Source organism: Streptomyces sp. NPDC005863, from assembly GCF_042871345.1.
GTDB lineage: Bacteria > Actinomycetota > Actinomycetes > Streptomycetales > Streptomycetaceae > Streptomyces.
Genome location: NZ_JBIAII010000003.1, coordinates 545,715 through 571,121, shown reverse-complemented (window position 1 = coordinate 571,121; position 25,407 = coordinate 545,715). Strand labels below are relative to the sequence as shown.

General features: G+C 73.8%; 23 protein-coding genes. 7 read left to right on the top strand and 16 right to left on the bottom strand.

The features are described from left to right. Positions 1 to 28 precede the first annotated feature (28 nt). From ACFYO9_RS14910 to ACFYO9_RS14850, 13 genes are all read right to left on the bottom strand, one after another. Complete coding sequence (locus tag ACFYO9_RS14910) at positions 29 to 1,123, bottom strand: putative sulfate exporter family transporter (RefSeq protein ID WP_358773228.1); 1,095 nt, start codon at positions 1,121 to 1,123, stop codon at positions 29 to 31. Beyond that, a complete protein-coding gene (locus ACFYO9_RS14905; protein ID WP_358773226.1) occupies positions 1,123 to 1,692 on the bottom strand; it encodes a cysteine dioxygenase family protein in 570 nt (189 codons plus the stop codon). Before ACFYO9_RS14905 ends, ACFYO9_RS14910 begins: the two co-directional genes overlap by 1 nt. Positions 1,693 to 1,801: 109 nt before the next feature. After that, complete coding sequence (locus ACFYO9_RS14900; protein WP_355808697.1) at positions 1,802 to 2,707, bottom strand: LysR family transcriptional regulator; 906 nt, start codon at positions 2,705 to 2,707, stop codon at positions 1,802 to 1,804. Between the two features lie 263 nt (positions 2,708 to 2,970). Beyond that, positions 2,971 to 3,573 carry a hypothetical protein gene (locus ACFYO9_RS14895; protein WP_358773224.1) on the bottom strand — a complete coding sequence of 201 codons (603 nt, stop codon included), beginning with the start codon at positions 3,571 to 3,573 and terminating at the stop codon, positions 2,971 to 2,973. Continuing rightward, positions 3,554 to 4,402 carry an FkbM family methyltransferase gene (locus ACFYO9_RS14890; RefSeq protein WP_358773222.1) on the bottom strand — a complete coding sequence of 283 codons (849 nt, stop codon included), beginning with the start codon at positions 4,400 to 4,402 and terminating at the stop codon, positions 3,554 to 3,556. Before ACFYO9_RS14890 ends, ACFYO9_RS14895 begins: the two co-directional genes overlap by 20 nt. Further along, positions 4,399 to 4,626: a Trm112 family protein gene (locus ACFYO9_RS14885; protein ID WP_355808705.1), complete on the bottom strand. Its 228-nt coding sequence runs from the start codon at positions 4,624 to 4,626 to the stop codon at positions 4,399 to 4,401. Before ACFYO9_RS14885 ends, ACFYO9_RS14890 begins: the two co-directional genes overlap by 4 nt. After that, on the bottom strand, positions 4,623 to 5,531 hold the full coding sequence (locus ACFYO9_RS14880) for a hypothetical protein (protein ID WP_358773220.1): 909 nt from the start codon (positions 5,529 to 5,531) through the stop codon (positions 4,623 to 4,625). Before ACFYO9_RS14880 ends, ACFYO9_RS14885 begins: the two co-directional genes overlap by 4 nt. A 16-nt stretch (positions 5,532 to 5,547) precedes the next feature. After that, complete coding sequence (locus ACFYO9_RS14875; RefSeq protein ID WP_358773218.1) at positions 5,548 to 6,306, bottom strand: methyltransferase domain-containing protein; 759 nt, start codon at positions 6,304 to 6,306, stop codon at positions 5,548 to 5,550. Then, positions 6,303 to 8,108: a condensation protein gene (locus ACFYO9_RS14870; RefSeq protein ID WP_358773216.1), complete on the bottom strand. Its 1,806-nt coding sequence runs from the start codon at positions 8,106 to 8,108 to the stop codon at positions 6,303 to 6,305. Before ACFYO9_RS14870 ends, ACFYO9_RS14875 begins: the two co-directional genes overlap by 4 nt. Beyond that, positions 8,105 to 12,532, bottom strand: coding sequence for a DUF3367 domain-containing protein (locus ACFYO9_RS14865; protein ID WP_358773343.1), 4,428 nt, complete (start codon positions 12,530 to 12,532; stop codon positions 8,105 to 8,107). Before ACFYO9_RS14865 ends, ACFYO9_RS14870 begins: the two co-directional genes overlap by 4 nt. Next, entirely contained in the window at positions 12,529 to 13,248 is a 720-nt protein-coding gene (locus ACFYO9_RS14860) for a class I SAM-dependent methyltransferase (protein WP_358773214.1), read from the bottom strand. The genes ACFYO9_RS14865 and ACFYO9_RS14860 overlap by 4 nt, the downstream gene beginning before the upstream one ends. Further along, positions 13,245 to 14,429 carry a glycosyltransferase family 4 protein gene (locus ACFYO9_RS14855; protein ID WP_358773212.1) on the bottom strand — a complete coding sequence of 395 codons (1,185 nt, stop codon included), beginning with the start codon at positions 14,427 to 14,429 and terminating at the stop codon, positions 13,245 to 13,247. The genes ACFYO9_RS14860 and ACFYO9_RS14855 overlap by 4 nt, the downstream gene beginning before the upstream one ends. A 320-nt stretch (positions 14,430 to 14,749) precedes the next feature. After that, entirely contained in the window at positions 14,750 to 15,784 is a 1,035-nt protein-coding gene (locus ACFYO9_RS14850; protein WP_358773210.1) for a DUF3068 domain-containing protein, read from the bottom strand. A 227-nt stretch (positions 15,785 to 16,011) separates the two neighbouring features. On the opposite strand from ACFYO9_RS14850, the gene ACFYO9_RS14845 reads away from it, so the two are divergent. From ACFYO9_RS14845 to ACFYO9_RS14835, 3 genes are all read left to right on the top strand, one after another. Further along, on the top strand, positions 16,012 to 16,164 hold the full coding sequence (locus ACFYO9_RS14845; protein ID WP_355808718.1) for a hypothetical protein: 153 nt from the start codon (positions 16,012 to 16,014) through the stop codon (positions 16,162 to 16,164). Between the two features lie 51 nt (positions 16,165 to 16,215). Beyond that, positions 16,216 to 17,514, top strand: coding sequence for a helix-turn-helix domain-containing protein (locus ACFYO9_RS14840; RefSeq protein ID WP_358773341.1), 1,299 nt, complete (start codon positions 16,216 to 16,218; stop codon positions 17,512 to 17,514). 82 nt (positions 17,515 to 17,596) lie between these two features. Then, positions 17,597 to 18,286, top strand: coding sequence for a hypothetical protein (locus tag ACFYO9_RS14835; RefSeq protein ID WP_358773208.1), 690 nt, complete (start codon positions 17,597 to 17,599; stop codon positions 18,284 to 18,286). Between the two features lie 494 nt (positions 18,287 to 18,780). On the opposite strand, the gene ACFYO9_RS14830 is transcribed toward ACFYO9_RS14835, so the two are convergent. Next, positions 18,781 to 19,227 carry a MarR family transcriptional regulator gene (locus tag ACFYO9_RS14830; RefSeq protein ID WP_358704988.1) on the bottom strand — a complete coding sequence of 149 codons (447 nt, stop codon included), beginning with the start codon at positions 19,225 to 19,227 and terminating at the stop codon, positions 18,781 to 18,783. A 130-nt stretch (positions 19,228 to 19,357) separates the two neighbouring features. On the opposite strand from ACFYO9_RS14830, the gene ACFYO9_RS14825 reads away from it, so the two are divergent. Together ACFYO9_RS14825 and ACFYO9_RS14820 are read left to right on the top strand one after the other, a co-directional pair. Then, the gene (locus ACFYO9_RS14825; protein ID WP_358773206.1) at positions 19,358 to 20,389 is read left to right on the top strand and encodes an NADP-dependent oxidoreductase; all 1,032 of its coding nucleotides are present in this window, start codon (positions 19,358 to 19,360) and stop codon (positions 20,387 to 20,389) included. A 139-nt stretch (positions 20,390 to 20,528) separates the two neighbouring features. After that, positions 20,529 to 20,957 (top strand): organic hydroperoxide resistance protein, encoded by a 429-nt coding sequence (locus ACFYO9_RS14820; protein ID WP_355808728.1) that lies wholly within the window; start codon positions 20,529 to 20,531, stop codon positions 20,955 to 20,957. 73 nt (positions 20,958 to 21,030) lie between these two features. Here ACFYO9_RS14820 and ACFYO9_RS14815 read toward each other — a convergent pair whose 3' ends face one another. Continuing rightward, entirely contained in the window at positions 21,031 to 22,191 is a 1,161-nt protein-coding gene (locus tag ACFYO9_RS14815; RefSeq protein WP_358773204.1) for a serine hydrolase domain-containing protein, read from the bottom strand. A gap of 186 nt (positions 22,192 to 22,377) precedes the next feature. Between ACFYO9_RS14815 and ACFYO9_RS14810 the strand changes: the two genes are divergently transcribed. Further along, positions 22,378 to 23,199: an EI24 domain-containing protein gene (locus tag ACFYO9_RS14810; protein ID WP_355808733.1), complete on the top strand. Its 822-nt coding sequence runs from the start codon at positions 22,378 to 22,380 to the stop codon at positions 23,197 to 23,199. On the opposite strand, the gene ACFYO9_RS14805 is transcribed toward ACFYO9_RS14810, so the two are convergent. After that, complete coding sequence (locus ACFYO9_RS14805; RefSeq protein ID WP_358773339.1) at positions 23,157 to 24,437, bottom strand: pyroglutamyl peptidase; 1,281 nt, start codon at positions 24,435 to 24,437, stop codon at positions 23,157 to 23,159. The genes ACFYO9_RS14810 and ACFYO9_RS14805 overlap by 43 nt on opposite strands. A gap of 318 nt (positions 24,438 to 24,755) precedes the next feature. Here ACFYO9_RS14805 and ACFYO9_RS14800 point away from each other — a divergent pair, with 318 nt between their 5' ends. After that, entirely contained in the window at positions 24,756 to 25,382 is a 627-nt protein-coding gene (locus tag ACFYO9_RS14800) for a LysE family transporter (RefSeq protein WP_358773202.1), read from the top strand. Positions 25,383 to 25,407: the final 25 nt, after the last annotated feature.

The following is a 25,407-nucleotide window of genomic DNA, read 5'->3' as shown; positions in this document are numbered from 1 at the left end:
TGGCCGCGGACCCCCGTGCCGGACCCCCTCAGTACGTCAGCAGCACCCCCACGTACGAGATCCCCGCGATCACCACCCACGAGACGAGTCCGAGGGCCGCGACCCGGCCTCCGGTGCGGGTCAGGGACGGCAGGTCCACCGCGCTGCCGAGGCCGAACAGGGCCGCTGCCAGCAGGAGTTCCTGGGCCGTCTCCGCGACGTCGATCGTGCCGCCGGACAGCCAGCCCGTGGTGCGCAGCGCGACCATCGCGAGGAAGCCGACGACGAACAGCGGGACCAGGGGCGGGCGTTTGGTGCTCGCCGTGGCCTGAGGGTCCGCCGTGCGCGCGCGGCGCCGCGCCCGTACCGAGAGCGCCACCGCCGCGACGAGCGGCGCGAGCAGCGCGACCCGCATCAGCTTGACCAGGACCGCGTCGCCGAGCGCCCCCGCTCCCGCGGTCTGCGCGGTCGCCACGACCTGGCCGACGTCGTGCACGCTCGCCCCGACCCAGCGCCCGAACTCCGCGTCGCTGAGCCCCAACGGGTGCTGCAGCAACGGCAGTACGGCGATGGCGAGCGTCCCGCACAGCGTCACGAGCGCCACCGACGTGGCCGTGTCCCGCTCGTCGCTCTCGGAGACCTCGCTCACCGCCCCGATCGCGGACGCCCCGCAGATCGAGTAGCCGGTGGCGATCAGCAGCGGCTGGTCGCCGCGCAGCCCCATTCTGCGCCCCAGCCACCACGTGCCGAAGAAGGTGACCGCCACCACGCACAGCACCATCGCGACCGAGGCCCAGCCGAGCCCCAGCACGTCGTCCAGGCTCAGCTTCAGGCCGAGCAGCACGACGCCGACGCGCATCAGCCGCTTCCCCGCGAACGTCAGGCCGGCCTTGCCGGGACCGCGCACGAAGGCGTGGGCGCGGCCGGGCAGATGGGCGGCCACGATGCCGAGGACCACGGCGGCGGTGAGCATCGGCACGCCGGGCACCAGTCGGTGCACGCCCCAGGCGACCGCGACGCCGAGCACGGCCAGGGCGAGGCCCGCGGCCTTGCCCGGCGGGCGGCCGGCGACGGGCGGCGCGGCGGCGGACGGCGCGGCGGCGGGTGTCGTACGGGAGGCGGGGCGCTGCCCGAGCAGCGCCATTACCGGTCGGCCGGGAGCTCGTACACGCGGCGCACGCTGCTGCCGAGGCGGGCGATGTCCGCGCCGTAGACGTGGATCGATATCGCGCGCGTGCCGCAGGCGTTCCACACCCGGTGGATGTCCCCGGGCGGCGCGAACCCGCAGACCGAGCCCCGCGGATTGACGACGTCGTCCGTGGCGACGAGGCGGGCGGCGCCGCCGTTCTCCGCGGCGGGCACGAGCCGGTAGCGGCGCTCCTGCTCCTCGCCCTCGTGCACGCCCGTCACACACCACGACACGTGGTCGTGGACGGACGTCCGCTGCCCCGGCAGCCAGACGAGGGCGACGATCGAGAAGCTGCCGTCCTGCTCGGCGTGCAGGACGTGCTGGCGGTAGCGGTCGGGGTCGCCCTCGCACTGCTCGTCGGTGAGCAGGTCGGCGGCGCCGAGGTGCGGGGCGAGCCGCTCGCCGACCAGGTACGCGGTCAGGTCGGGGGGCAGGCCGCGCCCGACGGCCTCGCGCACGTCGGCGACGAGGGCGCCGAGGCGCTCTGTGGTCCGGGCGGCCCGGTACGCGATCGGAGTGCTCATGTCGGCAGCGTCGCGCCGCCCGATCCATCACGTCCAACGACAGTCTTTTCGCGTCCCCCCAAATTCCGCTTATGGGTGGAGGGGATTCCGCCGACCGCCCGTACCGCGGTCAGCAGCCGACGCGGTTGGCGGCCACCGTCCTCAGCTCGTCCAGGACCAGCGCGGTGGCCGGGATCCGCAGATGCTCCTTGAGGACGTACGCCGACACCTGGCGCCGCGACGCGGGGTCGAGGGCGCGGCCCGTCACCTTGCCGTGGCAGAGGAAGTTCAGGACGAGCCCCGGCATCATCGCGATGCCGAGCCCCTCGGCGACCAGGCTCTGCACCACCAGGTTGTCGTCGGTCGTGAAGGCGATGTCGGGCGCGAAACCGAGCTCGGCGCACTCGTGCAGGAAGTTGGCGCGACAGCGCGGGCACCCCGCGATCCACCGCTCCTCCGCCAGCTCGGCGAGCTTGACCGAACGCTGGCGCGCCATCCGGTGCCCGGCGGGCAGCAGCACGGTCAGCTGGTCCTCCATCAGCGGGATCTCCGCCAGCTCCTCCGGCACCTCGTCGTGCAGCCCTGGATAGGTGAAGGCCAGCGTGATGTCGCACTCGCCGCGCACCACGCGCCGCAGCGACTCGGGCGGCTCGTCCTCCAGGAGCTCCACGCGCACCCCCGGGTGGCCCGAGGCGAGCCGGGCCAGCGCCTCGGGGATGAGGGTCGCGTTGGCGCTGGGGAAGGCGCAGACGCGCACCCGGCCCGAGCGCAGCCGCGTGATCGCGTTCATCTGCTGCTGGGCGGCGGAGATGTCGTCCAGGATGATCCCGGCGTGCCGGGAGAGCGCCTCGCCGGCCTCCGTCAGCCGCATGCGGCGCCCGACGCGGGTGAACAGCGGGGTGCCGACGGACCGCTCCAGGGCCTTCATCTGCTGCGTGATCGCCGGCTGGGTGTAGCCGAGCGAGCGGGCGGCCGCCGAGTACGAACCGGAGCGGACCACCTCGTGGAACGTCTTGATGTGCCGTGAATCGAACACCGCTGAATCATAAGCAGATGTTGGAGGCGCGGAACAAGGCCGGGTCCGGGCTTTTGCCTCCGGGGCACGGGGCCGCCTAGGGCCTGTCCGGCGGTTCTTGTCGCGGGCGCGGGGCCTGCCACGCCGACCTGCGGCGTTGTCGTCGGTTGCCAACGCTCCGCGTTGTCGCCCTCCTCCGCCTTGCATCTCGACGCGCCAGACCCCGCTCACCGGCACGAAGACGTGCGGGCCACCCGTATGCGACCTGATCCGCCGGACAGGCCCTAGTCGCGCACCCCCACCCGCTGGAGCAGTCCCCACGTGAACTCCGCCGCGCAGTCCCGGAGTTCACCGTTCGCGTCCGGCGCCCGGAAGGCCAGGCCCCACCGCGTCGGTGCCGTCCCCTCCAGGGGCCGTGCGGGGGCGAAGGCGTGCGCGGCCTCGTCGATCGTGCAGGACCAGGGGGTCAGGTCGTCGAGCGTACGGAGCCGGGGCGCCGGAACGCCCGGCGCGCGGACCAGGTACTCGTTCCATACCGCGCCGTTCGGCGCGAGGAGCGCCTCGAAGCGCAGGTCGGGCCAGAGCGGCACCGGCCAGCGCAGCGCCTCGCACTCCAGGTCGCCGATGGTGCGGCGGACGGTCGTCTCGGGGACGCCGAGCACCGAGCGGTAGCGGGACGCGGCGCCCCGGGAGCGCGGGGAGCGGGCCATCGCCTGCCAGCGGCGGTTGGCCTCGCGCATGTCGGCGACGGAGACGCCCAGGTCACGGCGGGCGCCGTCGACCAGGCCGGGGTTGTGGTCGGCCATCCGGCGCAGCAGGACGAGCTGGAAGTCGAGCGGGGTGAAGGGGCCGGGGGCGCGGGACGGGCTAGCGGGCATGCGTCCCATCGTCGCGCACCACGCGCTCTCCCGGGCGGCGCCCGTCGGGCAGGAACAGCACCGAGTTCACGTACCGCGGGTGGCGCGGCGTGAGCGCCCGGCGCAGCAGGCCCTGCGCCACGACGTACGACGTGTCGCACTGGTGCGCCTCCAGGTCGAAGGAGGCCAGCGGCAGCCAGGTGCGGTGCGGCAGGACCCAGCCGCGGTAGCGGTGGTGGCGGGTCAGGAGCTCCACGATGGGGGCGATCGGCTGGATCCGGGACTCCAGCTCGATGAAGAGCGCGGGACGGTCGCGGGCGATCAGCTCGTGCGCGCCGCGCAGCACCGGCAGCTCGTTCCCGTCCACGTCGATCTTGATGAAGCCGACGTCGCGCAGGCCGAGCCCGTCCAGCGTCACGCACGGCACGTCGACGGCGGTGTCGTGGATGTCGCGGCGCACCAGCGACGAGACGCCGCGCCGCCCCTGGTCGCCGCGGGGCAGCCAGAGCCGGGCCGTCCCCGGCCGGTCCGTCGCCGCGCCCTGGACCACCCGGACGTTGCCGGGCGTGCTGGCGGCGAGCAGCCGCGCGAGGTGCGGCACCGGCTCCACGGTCACCACGTGCCGGGCGCGCGGGGCGAGCCTGCGCGACCACGGGCCGTACCAGCCGCCGACGTCGACGGCGGTCCCGCAGCCCGGCGGGCAGAGGTCGTCGAGCCGGGCCAGCTCGAGCTCGAAGCGGGGGTAGACGAGCCGGGCCAGGGCGGCGATCAGCCGGTCGGGCAGGTAGGGCGCGAGGCGGGCGGCGAGCGTCGGGGACGTCCCCTCACCCTCGACGAGCCTGCCGGCGGGCGCAGTCACGGGGACATCCGCCGGAGCAGCTGCTCGTGCTCGTCGTCCCCCACCTGCTCGCCGGAGGAGGGCAGCAGCTGCGGTATGCCGTCGACGACCGGATAGCGGCGGCGCAGCCGCGGGTTGTACAGCGCCTCCTCCGGTACGAGGGGGTCGGCCGGGGTCAGCAGGTGCAGCGGGCCCTTGTCCAGCGGGCACGCGAGGATCTTCAGCAGCGGGTCGTCGGGGTTCATCCGCTGGTCAACTCCTTGGGGGCGGGGGTGGGGTGGGGGGCGCTCCCGTCGTGCTTGGGCATGGCGAGGAGCACGCAGACGGCGAGGACCGTGCCCGCGATCCGCAGGCCGAGCCGCAGCGGTTCGTGCGGCAGCGCCTCACCGAACGCCAGCGTGCCGAGCACCGCGGTGAACAGCGAGGTCACCGTCGTGCACACCGGCACGATCAGCGAGGCCCGGCAGCGTTGCAGCGCCGCCTGCGACATGACCAGGCCGAACGCGCCCGTGAAGAGCAGCAGATAGGGGTAGGGCGAGCGCAGCAGGCCGCCGAGCGCGCCGCCGATGTCCTCGGTCGTCAGATAGCTGGAGACGCCCTTGATGGCCAGCGAGCTCACCCCGTACAGGAGGCCCACCGCGACGCCGTACTCGACGCCCGCCGTCGGCATCCGGTGCCGGTGCCTGGCGCGGCGCTCCGCGGAGCCGTACAGCCAGACGCCCGCCGCGAGCGAGGGCAGGCAGACGGTGAGGATCAGCGGTACGGGCGCGCTGTGGCTGACCGAGTCGCTGTCCTCGCTGAGCGAGAGGACCACCATGAGCAGCGCGAGCAGGATCGCGCCGACGGCGTACCGCTCGCGGCCCGAGGTCCGCTCGCCGAGCAGGACGGAGGAGAGCAGCAGGAGCAGGACGAGGCCGGAGACGAAGATGCCCTGGGCTGCGGCGATCGGCAGGGTGCGGTACACGGCGAGCTGGGCGCCGAAGCCCGCGGCCAGGGCGAGCGAGCCGCCGATCCACAGCGGACTGCCGAGGACCTGCCGCAGCAGCCGGGCGGGCCTGCGGACGCTGACCGACGGCATGGCCGTCAACGCCCGCTTCTCCAGGACGAATCCGGTGCTGTAGAGCAGGTTCGCGCAGAGGGCCGCGGCCACGCCCCACCACACGGGCTCAGACCTTCCGGGCGTGCAGCAGGAGGATCGAGGCGGCGCTGGGCACGGCGCAGGCCAGCCGGTCCAGGGCCCGCAGGGGGCGCGGCACGCCGTGGAAGGGGGCGCCCGTCAGGCCGACGACCTCGAAGCCGGCGGCGGCGACGAACGCGCGCAGGGCGCGGGCCGTGTACAGCCGCAGATGCCCGACGACCTCCTTGCCGGGGCGGCCGTGCACGGCGCGCAGGCTCACCTCGGAGAAGACGGGCTGCACGCCGGCGAGGAGCAGGCCGCGGTTGTACCAGGCGGCCAGGTTGGGGGTGGAGAGCATGAGGTGGCCGCCGGGGGCGAGGACGCGGCGCAGCTCGTCGAGGGCGCTGTCCGGGTCGACGAGGTGCTCGACGACCTCGCTGAACAGGACGGCGTCGGCGGCGCCGTCGGCGAACGGCAGCCCCCCGTCGGTGAGTTCGCCCCGTACGACGTACGGCAGCCGGGCGTGCGCGCGCCGCAGCGCGTCCTGCGACCAGTCCACGCCGACGACCCGGTGCCCGGCGAGGAGCGGCGCCGCGGTGGCCGCGGCGGTGCCGTCGCCGCAGCCGATGTCGAGCACGGTCGCGGTACGGGAGGTGGCGGGGCCGAGGGCGGCGGCGAGGACGCGGGCCTGCCGCAGACTGCGGGCGTCGCCGGAGGCCACGGGCACGGCGGGGTTCTCGTAGAAGTCCCGGAGCCGCGCGGGCGGCGCGGGCCGCGCGGCGGTCGTGGTTCGGGCGGTGGCGGTCACGTGCGGCCCCCATGGGTCTCGCGGGCTTCGGTGTGGTCCGTCGGGTGTTCGGTCGCCTGCTCCGTCGCGCGTTCGGTGGCGTGCAGATACTGCTCGAAGAGGTCCCGCAGACGCGCCCCGTCGCCGTGGCTGAGCAGCGTTCTGGACCAGCGCAGGACCAGGTGCAGCCGGCCGGCCGTCGACGCGGTGGTCACGGTGAGGCCGCGGGGCAGCCGGGCCGGTGCGGAGAACCACACGGCGTGGGCGCGGCCCGCGTCGCCGAAGTCCAGCGCGTACGGGACACGGCCGATGTTGCTCAGGAGCGTGGTGGACGTCCAGGGCGCGGCGGCCCGGCGCAGGCCACGGGTGACGGCGGCCCGGAGGACGACCGGGAGGACCGGCGCGGTCAAGAGGGCGGCGCCGCGGCCGAGTTGGGGCCGGGGGAGCGCCTTGAGGGCGCGGGTGCGGTCGGAGGTCCGGCGCAGCAGCCGGTGAATCAGTGCGGGAGTCCAGTCGTCCTCGCTCAACTCATCGGCCCCGAAGGGGACTTCCACGAGCCGGGTGCCGTTGCCGATGGGCATGGTGGCGTCGCGGGGCCGGTCGTCGACGGGCATGGTGATGCGGAAGGGGCGGGGGCGGGCGCCGTGTTCGCGGTTCCAGTGGGCGATCATCAGCGCGGTGGCGACCATGAGCTGGTCGTTCACGGTGAAGGGCGAGCCCTTGGGCCGGCGCGGTACGGGAAGCTCGGCGACGAGCATGCCGTTGCCGGGCGAGGGCTCGGGAGCCCCCCGCGCGACCCGCGCGGGCGGCGCCCACCCCGAGGCGACGTCGGAGACAGGCTCGGCCGCGACGGCCTGCCCCCCGACGGCCCCCCGCGACGGCGGAGCGGCGGCCGAGTTGTCCCGCCCCCCGTAGAGCTCGGCGGCGGTGGCAAGAACCCGTAGGCAGGCGGGCCCGTCGAGAGCGGTGTGATTGATGGTGAGCAGCAGAACACAGCCGGCGGCGACCTCGCGGGGGCGGTCGGACGGGGCGGGGTGGCTGGGGAGCCCGTCGGTGGTCCCGTTGGTGGGTGTGGGTGTGGGTGTGGGTGTGGGTGCGGGTGCGGGTGCGGCCGTGGCGCGGGCAGGCGTTTGCCCGCCGGAGTCGGCGTGCACGGCGGTGTGGTCCGTGGGCCCGGCGGTGGGTGTGGGTTCGGGTGCGGCCGTCTCGTCGGTGGGCGTTCGGCCGTCCGCCCCGCCGGACGCGGTCTCGCCGGGCGGCCCGTCGAGGGGCGTGTGCTCGGCCGTCCCGTGCTCGGGTGACGTTCCGTCCCCCCGTTCCCGCGAGCCCGTTCCCCGTTCTGTGGGCGGGACTTGGGGCGCTCCGCCCCCGTAAGGCGGGTCCGGCCGACCCCGGCTCCCCTCCCCGGACGGGGCCCGCGTCCGGATCACCTCAAGTCGTATCGGTGGGGACGCCGTCAGGGGCGGGGCCTCGGTCAGGGCGCGTTCGCGGGCCCGTTTGAGGGCGTCCGGGGTCACGGGCGGGAACGTCACCACCTCCGTGTCCGGGGCCTCCGTCAGCTCCCACTCGTAGCGGCGGCGGTACCAGGCGCCCCGCGCCTCCCGCATCAGGATGCGGGGGTGGCGGCGCAGGGCCTCCGTGAACGCGGCCCGCAGGCGGTCCGGGTCCGGGGTGCCCGGCAGGTGCACCTCGATGTGCACGGTCTCCGGCTCCTCCTCCTGGAGGCAGTGCCGGGAGACCTCGTCGACGACGGGGAACGGCACGCGGGCGGGCGGTCGCCCGGGGCCGTCCGCGCGTCGAGCCGGGTGTTCCAGTGCGGTCATCGCTGGGAGCCTTCTCCTGTCGTGGTCGGACGCCTGCGCCGGGCGAAGCGCACCGTTCTGCGGCCCGGCGGCGCCGGATCCGGCTGGGCCGACGCGGGACCCCGGGCCGAGACCGTCGGGCCCGCGTCACGGCGCGGCGCGTCCGGCGACACCTCCGGCGGGACCTCGGGCCCGCCCCGGGTACGGCGCGGCAGCGGAGGCGTCGCCGAGTCGGGAGCGCCGTGCGGAACGCCCCCCGGCTCCGGCGCGTGCGGCGGCGGATACGGCGGACCGAACTCCAACGTGTCGCCGGCCCGCGGCCGTCCCTCCCGTACCGACACCGTCACCAGCGCCGCGAACAGCGCGACGAGGGCGAGGAGTTGCGCCGCGCCCGAGAACGCCCCCTCGTCCGCGGCGACCGCCTCGCCCGCACCCGTCGCCGCCGCGATCCCCGCCCCCGCCATCGCCAGGAACGCGATCGGCACCAGGAGCGCGTGCCGCCACCGGGCGAGCAGCGCGAGCGCCGGGACCAGCAGGGCGAAGGGCCCCGCGATCACCACCGCCACCAGCGTGAGCGCCACCGTGCCGAGGATCAGGCCGGGAGCGGGCGGGGCGGGCGGCGGCGCGTCGTCGTCCGTGTCGCGGCGCCACAGCACGACCATGGCGACCAGGGCCAACAGGGCGACGACGGCCAGGATCAGGCCGATCTCGTAGATCTGCGACGGCTCGTAGCTCAGCTCGACCGTGCCGCCCGCCCCCTTCGGCACCAGCCAGCCCTGCTGCCAGCCGTCGAGCCGCACCGAGGTCAGCTCCTTGCCGTCCAGGGTCGCCTTCCACCCGTCGTTCACGTTCTCGTACGTCGTGAGGTACGAGGCCGCACCCGCGCCCACCGACACCTCGCGGCGGTCGCCCAGCCAGTCCTCGACCTTCAGGTCGCGCGAGGTCGTGTCGACCGCGTCCGGCGTGCCGAGCGTCAGCGACGCGTCCGTGACGGCGAGCGGACCCGCGTCACCCGTCTCCAGACTGTGCGCCCCCGCGCCGAGTTGTATCCCGGAGTCCTTCTCGCCCCGCTGGCAGAGCGTGATGTCGACCGGACGCCGCTCGGTGAGGTCGCGGACCTTCCCCTTCGCGCTCGTCCCGTACAGCTCGCCGTCGACCGACATGACGGGCCCCTGGCCGCAGGGCAGCGAGAAGCGCTCGTCGGCGTCCGGCCGCGGGGTGCGGTACTGGTCGAGGGCGGGGACGTACACCTCGGTGAGGCCCACCGGCAGCTGCAGGTCGGTGTCGGCGACGGGGTTGTGCACCGTCAGCGGGGCCGTCTCCGTGATGGTGATGTCCATCCGGTCCGTGGTGATCGGCGTGAAGCGCGCGTTGCCGTTCTCGTCCACGCCCGCCGTCGCCGCGCCGTCCGGCGAGCTGATCTCGATCTTCTCGGGACGGGTGGACAGGCCGCCCGCCGCGGGCAGCACGATCTCACCCACCGGCTGCTTGTCGGGCCACTTGAGGTGGATCACCGGCCGGTCGGCGGAGCCGGCGATCCACGCCGTCGTCAGGTCGCCGTCCGTGAGGTTGCGCGGCGAGAGCCCGCTGCCCAACCGCGCGGTGGAGTCGGCGGTGGCGATGATCTGCCGCTCCTGCTCGGGCGCCACCTTGTAGAGCAGCTCGTCGAGTTCGGCGCCCGGCACGGCCACCGCGCTCGCCTTGAACCGGTAGGCGCCGTCACCCGTCGTCGTGAAGCGCCGGTGCAGGCCCGACTCGACGTTCACCGGCGAGAGGGCGCTCGGGTCGGTGGAGCGGTGCATCGAGTAGGTGGTCGACCGGGCGTCCGTGGACTTGTCCGCGTCCGTGGGGAGCTTGAGGAGCCGGGTGACGGTCACGTCCGGGATGCTGATCTCCGAGAAGCCGGCGCCGGTCAGACCGGGCCGTGCCTCCTGGGTGTCCACAATGGTGATCTTGATCCACTTGGTGGCGCCCGCGTGCGCCCTGATCCGCTGGGCCATGCCGTTGGGCTGCAGATTGCTGGTCGTGCTGCCGTGCTCCGTCTCCACGCGGACCCGGGTGGCCGCGGCCCGCACCCCGTTCTGCGGCAGCGGCGTGACGCGGAAGGAGGACGGCACGTCGACCGCGTCGTTGAACTCGGCCTTGATCCATTCCCCGTCCGCCGAACCGGAGTTGCCCTCGACCCAGGCCGTGGCCGGATTGCCGTCGAAGGCGTTCACCGGGTCGTACTGCGGCAGATGGAAGAGCCAGTTGCCGTAGCTGGACGCGGAGACCGAACGGGCGCCGCGCAGCTCCGCCGTCGTCTGGTGCTCGATGCCCTTGGTCGGCAGGATCTGGTGCGGCTCGTCGCCGGGGTCCTGCTGCGCGTCGACCGCGTTCCGCTCGGAACGCGTGTACGTGTACGAGGTGTTGGTGTTGACCAGGCCGAAGCGGGTGTCGGCGCGGCGCAGCCCGTCACCGACCGCCTGCAGCCCCGGCGTGCCGATGCCCGGGTGGTTGTCGCCGGTCAGGACGGTCGGCCGGTCCCGCATCGACGGGTCGGCGGAGAGCGGGAGCAGCGACTCGGGGCCGCCGCTGACGACGGCCGTGTTGGACACCGGCTTCAGGCCGGCCTGTCCTGGCCGCTCGGAGCCCTTGCCGGGCGCGTAGATCTCCACGGCGCGCTCGCGCGGGTAGAGCCCCTCGATCTGGAGCGGGGTGTCCTCAGGGATCGTCCCCTCGGTCGTCGTCGGGCCGAGGCCCGTCACCCGGTTGAAGCCGGACTCCTCCAGGGTGCGCTTGACGGTCGAGGAGGGGACGTGGCCGACCTGGTCGGGGTCGAGGTCGTTGCGTACGACGACGTAGTGCAGCCCGGCACGCGACAAGTAGTCGCGCAGTCCCGGCACTTGGCCGCCGGTCAGCAGCGCCTGCTCGACGGCGTCCATCGCGCGCCGGTTGCCCGGCGTGCCGAACGGCACGTAGTCGCGCTGCGCCCAGCGGGAGTCGGCGAGCACGTCCAGGGGCTGGTCGATGGGCGAGCCCCAGGTGTAGATGCCGTGCGCGGTCGCGGGCACGACGAGGGCGCGGGAGTCGGGGGAGTACTTCTCCAGCCAGTCGGCCGTCGCCTGCCAGTACGTCGGCAGCTTCTTGAACGAACCGGACTGCAGGATCGAGCCGTTGAGGTACGGCCAGGCCAGGCCCGGCAGCACCAGGACCGCCGCGATCAGCGGCACGTACCGGCGGCCGCGCACCCGGCGGGCGCCGCGCGTCTGGGCGGCCACCCCCACCAGGTGCATCAGGCCGAGCACCAGCGCGAGGGCGAGCCCGCTCTGGAACTTGTAGACGTTGCGGAAGGGCACGAGCCCGCCGTCCAGCCAGGACCGGACGGTCCCGTGGAAGGGCGCCCCGAACGCCCCGCCGTACCCGGCGAGCGTCACCAGGACGACGGACAGCACCGTCAGGACCAGCCAGCGCCGCTCCGGCAGATCGCGCCGGGCGAGCCCGGCGAGGCCGAGCGCGGCGGCGAGCGCGGAGCAGAGGACGGCCACGACGGCCGTCGCCACCGTCCAGCCCGCGGGCAGCCAGGCCTCGCCGAAGTGCAGGTACGCGACCCAGTTGCCGGCGCCGCGCAGCATCTCGGTGGCCGACATGGTGCCCGTGGTGGTGGCCGCGTTCTCCACGTACGGCAGGAAGTTCTCGCCGTAGATGCCGAGCATCAGCAGCGGTACGACCCACCAGGCGGTGGCGAGGACGACGCCCGGCACCCACCAGAGGATCAGCTTCCGCTTGCGCGGCCCGTTCGGTCTGGAGAGCAGATACAGGCCCACGGGCAGCAGGGACGCGAGCGTCGCCGCCGCGTTCACGCCGCCCATGAACGGGATGATCAGCGCCGACCGGCAGGCGGCGAGCCGCGCGCTGATCCGCCGGTCGGTCAGCGGCAGCAGCACCCACGGCAGCACCGCGCCGGGCAGCGCGGCCGCCGACGTCGACCCGACCACCACGGTGAACGTCGGCCACAGCGCGTACACCACCGCGCCAAGCAGCCTGCTCGGACGGCTGCCGACCCCGAGCCGTTCGGCCAGGCGCATCGCGCCCCAGAACGCCGCCGTCACGATCAGCGAGAGCCACAGCCGCTCGGCCAGCCAGACCGGCACGTGAAGGAGCTTGGCCAGGCCGTAGTAGGGCAGCATCGGGAAGGCGTAGCCGGCGTACTGGTCCTGGATCCCGCCGAAGCCGCCCCGGTCGTGCCAGAGCTGGCCGAGATCGGAGAGGAACTGCCAGGGGTCGACGGTGACACCGAGCTTGGTGTCGAACGTCATCCGCCCCGGGTGCACCGCGAGGAACGCCACGAACACCACGGCCCAGAACCCCAGCAACCAGCGCCGCGAACGCGGCCCCCGCGCGGGTTCAGGGGCATCGGTCGTGGGCCGGACGGCCGCCGGGGGTGGGGCCTGGACCGTGGTCATGGACACCGCCTGAGGATGAGGAGGAGGTTCCAGGTCGCGACCTCGCGCACACCCGGCACCTTGGTGATCGCCCCGGCCAGGAACGGCCAGTAGCGGGAGCGCGCCGAGACGACGTCCACGTCGGTGCGCTCCCGCACCTGGCGCAGGGTCGCTCCGACGTGGTGCGCGAAGAGGTTCTCGCCGAGGGTGTGCTTGGCGGGCCTGCCGGTGCGCCGCTCGTAGCGGGCGCGGGCCCGCTCGGCGCCCAGGTAGTGCCAGGGCGCCCACTCGTGGCCGCCCCACGGCGAGAGCCAGTTGGTGAACGAGACGTAGATCAGCCCGCCGCTCCCGGTGACCCGGATCAGCTCGCTCAGGAACGTCTGGGGGTCGTCGACGTGCTCCAGGACGTTCGAGGAGAACGTGACGTCGGCGACGCCGTCCGCGAGCGGCAGCAGATACCCGTCGGCCACCACCGAACCCTCGGGCGGCTTGCTCCCCAACTCGGCCGGATCCGGCTCGAAGAGGAAGCACTGCGCGCCGCGCCGCCGGAACTCCTCGGTGAAGTAGCCGCCACCGCCGCCGACGTCGACGACGACCCGACCTTCGACCGGGCCGTACGCCTCGACCTGGTCGGCGGCGTCACGGGCGAGGAGCGTGTAGCACCGCTCGGGCTCCCGCTGCTCGCGCAGGAAGGCCCGGAAGAGGGTGGCGGAACGGCGCAGCGACGGATCCTTCACGCAGCCCCCTGGGGCGTCGGGGGCCCAGGTGTCGCCCGGTGTGCGGCGGCCGCCTCGGCGGCCACCGCCTGGAACTGCCGCACCGTGTTGCCCCAGCGGAACCGGGTGGCCCGCTCGCCGGCGGCCTTGCCGAGCGATCTGCGGCGCTCGGCGCTGAGCGCCAGCGTGCACCAGGCGGCGGCGAAGGAGCTCTCGCCCCGCGCGAGCAGCCCGGTCACGCCGTCCTCGACGGAGTCGCGCACGCCGGGCACGTCGAAGCCGATCGACGGCGTGGAGCGGGTCGCCGCCTCGGTGATGACGAGCCCCCAGCCCTCCACGGCCGACGGGTGGAGCAGCATCCAGGCCTCGCAGAGCAGCCGGTGCTTCTCCGCTTCGGAGACGTGGCCCCTGAACTCGACGCCGGGGCCCGCGAGTTGTTCGAGCCGCCGGCGCTCGGGGCCGTCGCCCACGATCACGAGCCGGCCGCCCGTGACGGGCCGGACGCGCTCCCACAGCCGCAGCAGCAGATCGATCCGCTTGTACTCGACGAGCCGGCCCATCGCCAGGAACAGCGGCTCGTCGGAGCGGGCGTGCAGCGGCCCCGGCTCCTCGACGCCGTTGTGCACGATGCGGATGCGCTCCCGCTCCACGCCGATGCCGCGCAACGCCGTGGCCGTCGACGGCGAGACGGCCACCAGCAGATTGCCGCGCTGGGCGCCCGCGAGGGCCCAGTGTTCGAGGCGCCGGCCGAGCCGGGCGGCGGGGGCGAGGGCGCCCTGGAACCGCATCCCCCACAGATCGGTGTGGACGTGGTTGACCAGGCAGAGGGTGGGCCCGCGGTGCCACAGCGGGGCCAGGTACGGCATGCCGTTGCAGACCTCGACGAGCAGGTCGCAGTCGCCGATCTGCCGGCTGAACGCGGTGCGTGCGCGCAGGTAGTGGCCCTTGTCGCTGCCCGCGGAGACCACCCGGTAGTCGCGGTAGGCGGCGGGGCCGCCGCACAACAGGGTGACCTGGTGGCCGAGGCCGCTGAGCCCCTCGGCGAGCCGGTCGACGAGGAGTTCGGAACCGCCCGCGGCCGGGTTGCCGAGGTCGCGGTGGGCGAGGAAGACGATCCGGCGCGGGTGTGGGGGAGACGCCGGGAGGTGCTCCGCGCGGCGTGGGGCGGCCGCGCGCAGCGAGGACGGTACGTGCTGGGGCATACGTGCTCCAACTCGTCTCAGGGTGCGGAACTGTGGGGGGTCCGGTCGGTGGAACGGTGCTGCGGGGTACTGCCGGGCGATGCGGGGTGTGCGGGGCGTGCCGGGTGTGCGGACGTGCCGGGTGGAGCGGTCCGGGCCGCGGGGGTGCGGGACCGTGCCGGTGGTACGGGGTGGTGCGCGGACTGTGCTTGGTGGTGCGGGGACCGTGCTCGGGCGGTGCGGGGGCCGTGCGCGGGTGGGGTGGACAGTTTTCGCCGCCCGGTACCGCGCGGCTACTCACCGAAGTGACAATTTCCGGGCTTTCGGGAGCTGACGCCTCATCACATCGTGCTGGACTGCAGGGCGGTCGGTGACGTACCAGCATGCGGACTGCCCGGCTCCGCCGATCCGCCCGGCCCTGAGGGACCGTGTGCCCCGTCCCCGCGCCGCCCGCGCACGACGAGTACGATTCCGGCCACCGCGAGCACACCGCCCAGCACGGCGGCGCCCACGGGCAGCGTCTCGCCGACCAGTTCCAGCCTGCTGCTGTCGTCGTCGGCCAGGTTCACCTGCTCCTTCTGGGTGGCCGGGGTGAACGCGATCCGTTCGCTGTCGAGCAGCACCGTCGCGTCCTTGTCCGAGCCCGGCGCGCGCAGCGTCTTGCGGGGACCGATCGCGGCGTAGATGATCCGGCCGGTGCGCTGATCGGCGACGAGCTCGATGCCGTGGTTGGCGTAGTACTCGTCCGCGATGACCTGACTCGTCTTCGGCTGACCGACCATGGTCCCCGGCACCTGGCGCGTCCCGGTCTTCGTCGCCTTCACCGTCGCCGTGAAGCGGTACCCCTCGTAGCCCTGGATCTTCTTCGTGCCCCGGTAGGTGAGCGGCACGGTCGCGCCGAGGGTGTTGTCCCACCAGCGGTAGGACCGCTTCTCCACGTCAAAGGGGAACTTCAGGTAGGCCTCGCCCTCGAAGTACGGCTTCTCGCCGCAGCAGTGCACCGGCGCGTTCGTCTTCCGGTCGGTGACCCAGCGTTCCATCGTCCACTGGAGCGAGTCGTGCGGGTCCGCCGCGGGCAGCGACTTGTCCGGATCCACTGAGGTGGACACGTCCCACACCGCGCGCCCGCTGTCCTCGCTGTCCTTGACGTCGCCCCGCACCTGCCGCGTGATGGTGAGGTTCTTGTCGTGGACGGTCTTGATCTTGTCGGTGTCGAAGTAGCTTCCCTTGCCCTTGAAGACGGTGACGGTGTCGATGTCGACCGGCGTGCGCTTCGCGCGCGGCTCGACGTACCAGGCCAGCATCGGTGCCAGGACCAGAAGGAACGCGCCGAGCCCGAGGAGGATCAGCGACAGGGGAGAGGCGGTGCGGCGCATGGGGTCACTCCTGGGCTGAGGGCGGGAGAGTGTTACCGAGCCGTATGGGCCGGGAACCGTAGGCGCACCCTTGACGAAGTGTCAATGCATTGCTGAGACTGGGCACTTGCCGGGCCGGGCCGGCATCAGCAGGGCGACCAGGGCGGTGCGGCGACGTCGCGCGCCCCGGCCGGGGGACCGCGTGACCAGGGTGGGGACGACCTCCGACAGAGAGGCTGACCCTCGCAATGCACCGACTGCTCGCCGCTTCACTCGCCGTCGCCGCCGGAGCGCTCATCGCCGTCGGGGCGGCCCTCGGCATCGTCGCGCTCCTGGACGCCACCCCGGACCAGCCCAACACCCCACTGGTGCACTACGAGGCACCGGCGCAGGGGCAGTGAGCCGCCGTGGCCGCGACCGGCATCCAGCCCGCAGAGACCGCAGCCCCCGCCATGTCCGCCGACGAGGACCCGGCCCGCCCCGCCGCCCGCTCCGCCTGGCGTGACGTACCGCCGCGCCAGGTGCGGGAGTTCGCCGCGCTCGCCCTGGAGGAGGTGCCCGCCCTCGCCCAGGACATCCTGCGCGAGATCCGCGCCGAGTACCCCGGCCTGCCCGTCGTCCTCGACGACTCCGGCGAGCCGATGGCGCTGATCGGCATCCGGCGCGCCCTGGAGGGCTTCGTCCAGCAGCTCGCATCACAGGAGGGGCGGCCGCGCTACCACCTGGAGGTCTTCCAGGAGTTCGGCCGGGGCGAGGGACTGCACGGCCGCAGCCTCGACTCGCTCCAGGCCATCTACCGCCTGGGCGTACGGCTCGCCTGGCGGCGTCTCGCCGAGATCGGCCAGCAGATCGAGATCCCGCCCCCGGCCATGTACGAACTCGCCGAGTCGGGCTTCGAGTACCTGGACGGACTCGTCGACCAGTCCGTACGCGGTTACGCGGAGGCCGCCGCCCGCGAGGCCGGTGAACGCCTGCGCCTGCAACGGAAGTTGCTGGAGCTGCTGCTCTCCGAACGGCGCTCCGACACCGGCGCAGGACCCGCGCACGCCACCGGCACGGGCGCGGGCCCGGCCCGCGGCGCCGGCCCCGCCTCCCACGGCAACCTCGGCGAACGCGCTGCCCGCGTCGGCTGGCAGCTGCCCGAACGCGTCGCCGTCGGCGTCCTGCTGCGCCCCGCGCGGGAGGCCGTGCCGCCCGCCGTCGGCCAGGGCGTCCTGCTCGACATGGAGGCCGAGCAGCCCCGCATGGTCGTACCCGACCCCGAGGCGGCGGGACGGCCCGAGCTGTTGCGCCGCGCGATGACCGGCTGGTCCGGCGCGATCGGTCCGCCGGTGGCGCTGGCCGACGCCGCGAAGTCGCTGCGCTGGGCGGAGGCGGCGGTCCGGCTGATGGAGCGCGGTCTGTTGCCCGCCGGTGAGGTGCTGCACTGCACGGAGCACACCGAGGCGCTGGTGCTCCTGCAGCCCGAGGAGCTCATCGAGGATCTGACCCGTCGCTGTCTGGCCCCGCTCGACCACTGCGGCCCCGCCCACGGCCGCCGCCTCGCCGAGACGCTCCTGGCCTGGCTGGAGACGCGCGGCGGCGCCCCGGAGGTGGCCGCGCGCCTTGGCGTCCACCCCCAGACCGTCCGCTACCGCCTCCGCCAGATCAGGGAACTCTGGGGTGACGAGATTGACGACCCGGATCGCCGGTTCGAGCTGGAACTGGTGCTGCGGGCCCGCCGGTTGAGGGGCCTGCTCGGCCGGGCCTGAGCCCGGACCGTTCGATTCCGCACACAACCTTCACAGCGCCGACTTCCTCTCGCGCCGACGCGGCACTTAGCCTCCATGCCTCATGGACTACTGCCACCCGTGCCGCAGGCACCTCAACGGCGCCCTCGCCTGCCCGGGGTGCGGCACCCCGGCCGAAGCGTGCCGGGAGTATGCGCGGTCCGTCGCGGTGTCGCCCCAGGAGCCGGACGCGTACGACGACGGGTTCGAGGAGTCGTCCCCGCGCACGCGCGGCCGCCGCAAGGAGCGCAGCCGCAGGGCGCACCGGCGCAGGCGCCGCAAGGTCCTCTTCGTCACCGCGGGCCTGGCACTCGCGGCGGGCGGCCTGAGCCTCGCGGAGCTGGGCACGGAGGGCGCGTCGGAGGACCCGGCGGCGGCGTCGGCGCCGGACGCCGGGGCGACGGAGACCTCACCGACGGGCTCCGCGAGCCCCGGCGCGGGCGCCGTGGGCGGCGCGACGGCGGAGGACGCGTCGGATGTGACGCCGGACCCGTCGGGCACGGCGACGGAGAAGACGGCGCGAAAGCCCAAGAAGGAGCGGAAGGAGCGGGAGGAGGCGGCGGAGGCCAAGAACCCCCACGAGGACAAGGCCGACACGACGGACACAAAGAACACCGCAAAGCCCCCACCCCCCGAGACCTCCCCCACCACCCCACCACCCGCCCCGCCCCACACATCCCGCCCCACCCCACCTCAGGACCCAACCCCCACCCCCACAAGAACCTGCGACCGCTTCCTGTGGTGGTGCACGTAACCCCGTGCGGGCAAGCCCCCTAAGGACCGCGAGGAACGCCGCGAGCAACCACACACATCCGGCGGAGGCCCCGAGAGACCAGCCCCCTCAGGGGCGCGGGGAACGGCGCGAGCAACCACACGCAACCGGCAGAAGAGACGCTAGGCTCAGCCCCCCTTCAGGGGCGCGGGGAACGGCGCGAGCAACCACAGGCAACCGGCAGGAGAGACGCCAGGCCAGCCCCCCCAGGGGCGCGGGGAACTGCGCGAGCACCACACACAACCCGCAGAGGCCCCGAAGGACCAGCCCCCTGAGGACCGCGGGGAACGGCGCGAGCAACCACACACAACCGGCAGAAGCCCCGAGAGACCAGCCCCCTCAGGGGCGCGGGGAACGGCGCGAGCAACCACACGCAACCCGCAGAGGCCCCGAGAGACCAGCCCCCTGAGGACCGCGGGGAACGGCGCGACCAGCCACAACCCACCCGCAGAGGCCCCGCTCAACCAGCGGAGCGCCTACTCGCCGACCATCCTCCGCAGCAGCCCCCGCAAAACCACCCGCTCCTCACGCGACAACTCCGCCAACGGCTCCCGCGCGAAGTCCAGCGACTCCCGCAGACTGCGGGCCACGGAGAGACCCTCATCCGTCGGCGCCGCCAGCTTCACCCGCCGGTCACCCGCGTCGGGCCGCCGCTCGACGAGGCCGCGCGCCTCGAGCCGGTCGACGATCCCCGTGATGTTCGACGGCTCACACTTCAGTTTCTGCGCGATGCGACGCATGGGCATCGGTTCGAGGGAGAGCAGACCCAGTACGCGGGCCTGCGCCCCGGTCAACGCGTGCCCGGCGGCAGCCTCCTCGTACTCCTCGTGGTAGCGCGCCACGACCGAGCCGATCAGCTCGACGACTTCGAGCGTCAGCGGGTCGGCGCGGGACGTGCGGGCACGTGCGCTGCGGGTGGCCATGACGACCAGGCTACCCGGTTGCTTGACATCATGAAATATTCAGGAGCATGGTTGTTTCACAACCTGAAGCATTTTCCGTACGCCCGATGCCGTAGGCAGCAGGCGGTAGGCAGTAGGAGGACACCCCCTCATGTCCGTCACCCCCGAACAGCTCCCCTCGGTCAGCCGTGAGTGGCACCTCGTGCGCCGCCCCGACGGCTGGCCCGTGCCGGAGGACTTCGCGCTGCGCGAGGCCCCCGTGGAGGCCCCGGCCGAGGGCCGCGTCCTGGTCCGCAACCTGCACTTCTCCGTGGACCCGTACATGCGGGGCCGGATGAACGACGTGAAGTCGTACGTCCCGCCGTTCCAGCTCGACCGCCCCATGGAGGGCGGCGCGGTCGGCGAGGTCGTCGCCTCGAACGCCGAGGGCTACGCGGTGGGCGACCACGTCCTGCACTTCGCGGGCTGGCGCGAGTACGCCTCCGTACCCGCCCAGCACGCCACCAAGGTCGACCCGCAGGCCGCGCCGCTCTCCGCCTACCTCGGCGTGCTCGGCATGACGGGCCTGACGGCGTACGCCGGCCTCCTGGAGGTCGCCTCCTTCAAGGAGGGCGACGCGGTCTTCGTCTCCGGCGCGGCCGGTGCCGTGGGCGGCCAGGTCGGCCAGATCGCCAAGCTGAAGGGCGCCTCGCGCGTCGTCGGCTCGGCGGGCTCCGACGGCAAGGTCAAGCTCCTGATCGAGGAGTACGGCTTCGACGCCGCCTTCAACTACAAGGACCCCAAGCCGGTCGCCGAGCAGCTCAAGGACGCCGCTCCCGACGGGATCGACGTGTACTTCGACAACGTCGGCGGCGAGCACCTGGAAGCCGCCATCAGCCGGATGAACGTGCACGGCCGCGCCACCATCTGCGGCATGATCGCCGGCTACAACGACACCGAGCCGACCCCGGCCCCGCGCAACCTCGCCCTGGTCATCGGCAAGCGCCTGCGGCTGCAGGGCATGCTCGTGCAGGACCACAACGACCTGCAGCCGCAGTTCGTGCGCGAGGTGGGCGGCTGGATCCGCTCCGGCGAGCTCAAGTACCGCGAGACGGTCGTCGAGGGAGTCGAGAACGGCGTGGAGGCCTTCCTCGGCATGCTCCGCGGCGAGAACACCGGAAAGATGATCGTCTCCCTCGGCTGAGCCCGGTCTCGGCTGAGCCCGGTTCTCTCGGCCGAGCCCGGCCGGGCTCCCCGGGACTCTTCCGGCATCCGATAACCTGATTCCACAAACCGTGGTTGTGGGCGCGCACCACGTCACATCTCAGGAGGAACAGACACATATGTCCATCCAGAAGATCGACGTCAAGTACACCGCCGTGGCCACCGCGGAGAACGGCCGTGACGGCCGTGTGGCCAGCGACGACGGCAAGCTCGACGTCGTCGTGAACCCGCCGAAGGAGATGGGCGGCAGCGGCGCGGGCACCAACCCCGAGCAGCTCTTCGCGGCCGGCTACAGCGCCTGCTTCCAGGGCGCCCTCGGCGTGGTCGCCCGCAAGGAGAACGCCGACATCTCCGGCTCGACGGTGACCGCCAAGGTCGGCATCGGCCAGAACGAGGCCGGCGGCTTCGGCCTGGAGGTCGCGATCACCGCCTCCATCCCGAACGTGGACGCGGCCACCGCGCAGTCCCTGATCGAGAAGGCGCACCAGGTGTGCCCCTACTCGAACGCCACGCGCGGCAACATCAAGGTCGAGCTCGCGGTCGCCTGACCCCGCTCGCCGTACGACGGAGGGCCGCACCCCGGCGGGGGTGCGGCCCTCCGTCGTGGTCGAGCCGGCCGCCTCAGCCCGTCGCGAGCGCCGCCGCGTGCACCGCCCGGGCCAGCCGCTCGTTCTCCGGCGCGGCGCCGCCGGGGAACACGTACCGCCGCCGCGTATACCCGTAGGCCAGGCCGCTGCGCGGGTCCGCGAACGCCTGCGAGCCGCCCAGGCCGCTGTGCCCGATGGCGCCCGCCCCGAGGAACGGATACACGGCCTCCGACGTGGCCTGGAAGCCGACCGCGTAGGCCTTGTGGGCCCGCAGGACCAGGTCGAACCCGGCCGACTGCACCTGACCGAACTCCGCGACCGTGTCCGCCGTCAGGAGCGCCGCGCGCCCCTCGACACCGGTGACCGCCGCCGCGTACATCCCGGCCAGGCCGCGCGCCGAGCCCACGCCGCCCGCCGACGCCGGGCCCTTGGCGCGCACCGCGCGGGAGTTGGGCAGGGACTGAGGGTCCGTGGGCCGCGCGGCGTTGCGGTTGAAGGCGATGGCGTTCAGGCTCTGCGGCCCGGTCTGCGACGCCGCCAGGATCTCCCGCTGCTCGGGCGTCGGGTCCATCGGCAGCACGGAGTGGAAGCGGCCCTCGTGCTCCTCGGGCAGGCCCAGGTGGAGGGCGAGGCCGTACGGCGCGCGCACCCGCTCCTCGTACAGCTCCTGGAGGGTCCGGCCGGTGGCGCGGAACACCACCTCGCCGCTGAGCGCCCCGATGGACAGGGCGTGGTAGCCGAAGGCGGTGCCGGGCCGCCAGTACGGGCGCTGCGCCGCGAGCCGCTCGGCGATCACCCGGTCGTCGGCGAGCTCCTCGGGGGAGAAGCCGGAGTCGGCGCCCACCACGCCCGCCCGGTGCGCGAGCAGGTCGCGCAGGGTGACGCCCGCCTTGCCGTGGGCGGCGAACTCCGGCCAGTAGTGGGCGACCGCGCGGTCCAGGTCGAGCGTGCCGTCCTGGACGAGCAGGGCGACGACGAGGTGCGCGGCGCCCTTGGTGGACGAGTACACCCCGTACAGCGTGTCGCCGTCGGTGTCCGGGCCCACCCACAGGTCGACGACCCTGCGACCCGCGACGTACGCGGCCAGCTGACCCGCGTAGCGCGGCTCCTGGGAGGCGAGGACGGCGGTGAACTCCTCGCGCACGGCCTCGTATCCGTCGGCGACGGTGCCCTGCACACGCACTTCACGGGTCATGCGGAACGGCCTCCGGGGCGGGTCGGGACATCGTCGACATGATCAACCCGCCCGCCCCGCCGGGTATTTCCCACCGCCGCGACCGGCTTTGTGCCCCGACCGCGACAGGCCGGTCACCCGCCCCGCGCGGACCCTCGCCCACCTGCGCCTGCGGACCCCCGCCCACCTGCGGCTAAGGTGTGCCGCATGCGCGATCTGGGTGTGGGTTTCGGCTACTTGATCAAGGGGCAGCGCTGGGTCGCCCAGCACGGCAGGCAGTACGGGTGGGGGCTGCTGCCCGGCCTCATCACCCTCCTCCTCTACGCGGCCGCGCTGGTCGCGCTCGCCCTGTGGGGCGCCGACCTCGTCGGCTGGGCCACGCCCTTCGCCGACGACTGGTCCTCGCCCTGGGCCGGCCTCTTCCGCGGGTTCCTCACCGCCCTGCTCTTCGCCCTCGCGCTGCTGCTCTCCGTCCTCACCTTCACCGCGATGACGCTCCTGATCGGCCAGCCCTTCTACGAGTCGCTGTCCGAGAAGGTCGACATCGCCGAGTCCGGCCACGCCCCCGAGTCGGGGCTGCCGCTCTGGCGCGACCTGTGGATCTCCGGGCGGGACAGCCTGCGCATCGTCGTGCGCGCGGCGCTGTGGGGCGTGCTGCTCTTCGCGCTCGGCTTCCTCCCGGTGGTGGGCCAGACGGTGGTCCCGGTGATCGGCTTCTGCGTGACGGGGTTCTTCCTGGTCGAGGAGCTCACGGCGGTCGCGCTGCAGCGCCGGGGTGTCCAACTGCGCGAGCGGCTGCGGCTGTTGCGCGCCCGCAAGACGCTCGCCTGGGGGTTCGGGGCGCCGCTCGCCGTCGCCTTCCTGGTGCCGTTCGTCGCGGTGTTCCTGATGCCGGGCGCGGTCGCGGGGGCGACGCTGATGGCACGGGACCTGCTGGGCGAGGACGGCACGGACGGCGACGGCGGCGGTCGCACACCGGGTGCGGATCAGGACGACGACGCGGCCACCCGGAGGATCCCCCGCACCTGAGCGATGATGTCGAGCCGGTTTTGCACGAACTCGGGATCGGTGACCTCACCCGTCGCCGGGTCGGTGTTGCCCGCGCCGAACTGCAGGACGGGCGTGTGCACATGGCCGCCCGGCAGCCGGTCGTGCAGCCCGAGCCGGTCGCGCAGCAGCGTCGCGCGGTAGGCGATCTCGTTCGACAGGTAGTTCCCGCCGCCGCCCTCGCGCGCGGTCGACCCCTCGGTGGGCCCGTCGGGCCGGACCACGGGCTCGGTGCCGCCCGCCGGGATCTCGGTCACCGACGTGTTGTCGTACACCGGGAAGCGCCCGGTCCGTGCTTCCGTGATCGCCTTGTACGGGAGGGTCGTCGACGTCCACTGGGGCTGCGTGGCGGGATCGGTGACCGGGGCGGTCTCGGTGCGCGACACGTTGTCGTTGTCGGGGAAGCCGCCGCGCCAGGCGCCGTTGGTCCGCTCGACGTCGAACTTGCCGACGCGTCCTTGGCTGATGGTGGTGAACAGGTCGACGTGCGGCAGGTGGGGCCGCAGCGCCCGCTCGACGGCGCCGTCGGCGAAGTCCTGCCAGCGTACGGGGAACGTCATCGCCTCGATGCGGGCGGGCCCGTCGGCGGTACGGATCGTGGTGCCGTCCAGGGCGAGCGCGGTGGCGCCCGAGGGGTTGCTGATGCGGACGTCCCGGTCGAGGGTGAACGGGTCGAAACCGGTGACGAGGATGCGCTTGACGTGCTTCCCGCCGCGGTACGAGACGGTGTCCTGCCCCCGCGACGACCGCTCCAACGCACCGATGATCGTGGCACGTTGGGGTGCGGTGAGCGTGAACCGGGTGGGCTCCCACCCGCGTAGCTCCCGCGTCATCCCGAGCCGGGCCCAGTACAACGGCCGGTCGTCGTCCCGGCTGAGCGCGTCCCGTCCCCCGGCGGGCCCGCGCCCCTGCGCCCGGTCGACGGCACGCCGCCACAGCGCCGCGCCTTCGCGTACGACGAGCCGCCGCGCCTGGTCGTAGGAGCGGGCGGTGCCGAGCGCGCGCTCCAACTCGGGCGCCACGGAGTCGAACCCGCTGCGCCGCAGGATCTCCTGCGGAGCGGCACGGTCGAGGCGGGCCTCTTCGGTGGTGGGGGCGGCGGGGCCGGGGGCGGGGCGGCCAGGGGCGGGGCGGCCGGGGGCCGGGGACGCGGCGGAGGCGGACGCCGGGAGCCCGAGCCCGGCGAGCAGGGCGGCGACGCCGAGGGCACCAAGTCGTATGTGCACGCGAGTCCTTCCGTGACGGGTGAGGTGGCGGAAGTATCGCGGGAGGGGTGGGGGTAGCGCCATGGGGGAGGGTTGGGGGGGAGGTTCCGAGGGCGCGCGGACGGGTGGACGGCTTTGGGGAGGCGGCAAGGGGATGGGTAAGACCGGGCCCGTCCGCGTAAATCGGTTGCCGGTCGCGCCCGGCTGACGGAACGCTCGGCCCATGCACCCGTTCCCGGCCACCGCCGCCCTCCTGCCCACCGCCCCCGCCCTCCGTTTGGCGCCGGCACAGCAGCAGGCCGGCCGATCGCGGAGGCCGATGCCCGCGCACGCATGAGCGCGGTCCTGGTCGCGGGGCTCCTCGCCGGGTACGGCATCGCCATGCCGGTCGGCGCCGTCGGGACCTACCTCGAGGCCCTCACCGCGCGCACGACCCTGCGCACCGGCGCCTGCGCCGCTCTGGGCGTCGCGACCGCCGATGGCCTCTACGCGCTCGTCGCGGCGGTCGGCGGCGCGTCGCTGACCGGTGTGGTCGAGCCGTTCCTGACGCCGCTGCGCGAGGCTTCGGTCCTGGTACTAGTGGTCCTGGCGACGTGGGGCGCGGCGACGGCGATCCGCCGCTACCGCGCACACGACGACATCGCCGCGAGGACCGACACGCTTCCCGGCCCCGCCCGAGCGTACGGGGCCCTGCTCGGCCTGACGCTCCTGAACCCCGCCACGGTCGTCTACTTCGCCGCGCTGGTCCTCGGCAGCCGGGCGACCGCTTCGCTGACGCACCTGGAACAGGGAGCGTTCGCGCTGGCCGCGTTCACGGCGTCAACAAGCTGGCAACTGCTGCTAGCGACCGGCGGCGCACTCCTGAGCCACACCTTGACCGGCCGCAGGGGCCGCCTACTCACGGCCCTCACGTCGAGCGCGCTGATCGCGGGGCTGGCGGCGCATTTGCTGGTGAGTTGAGGGAGGGGGAGGGGGTGCGGGGACG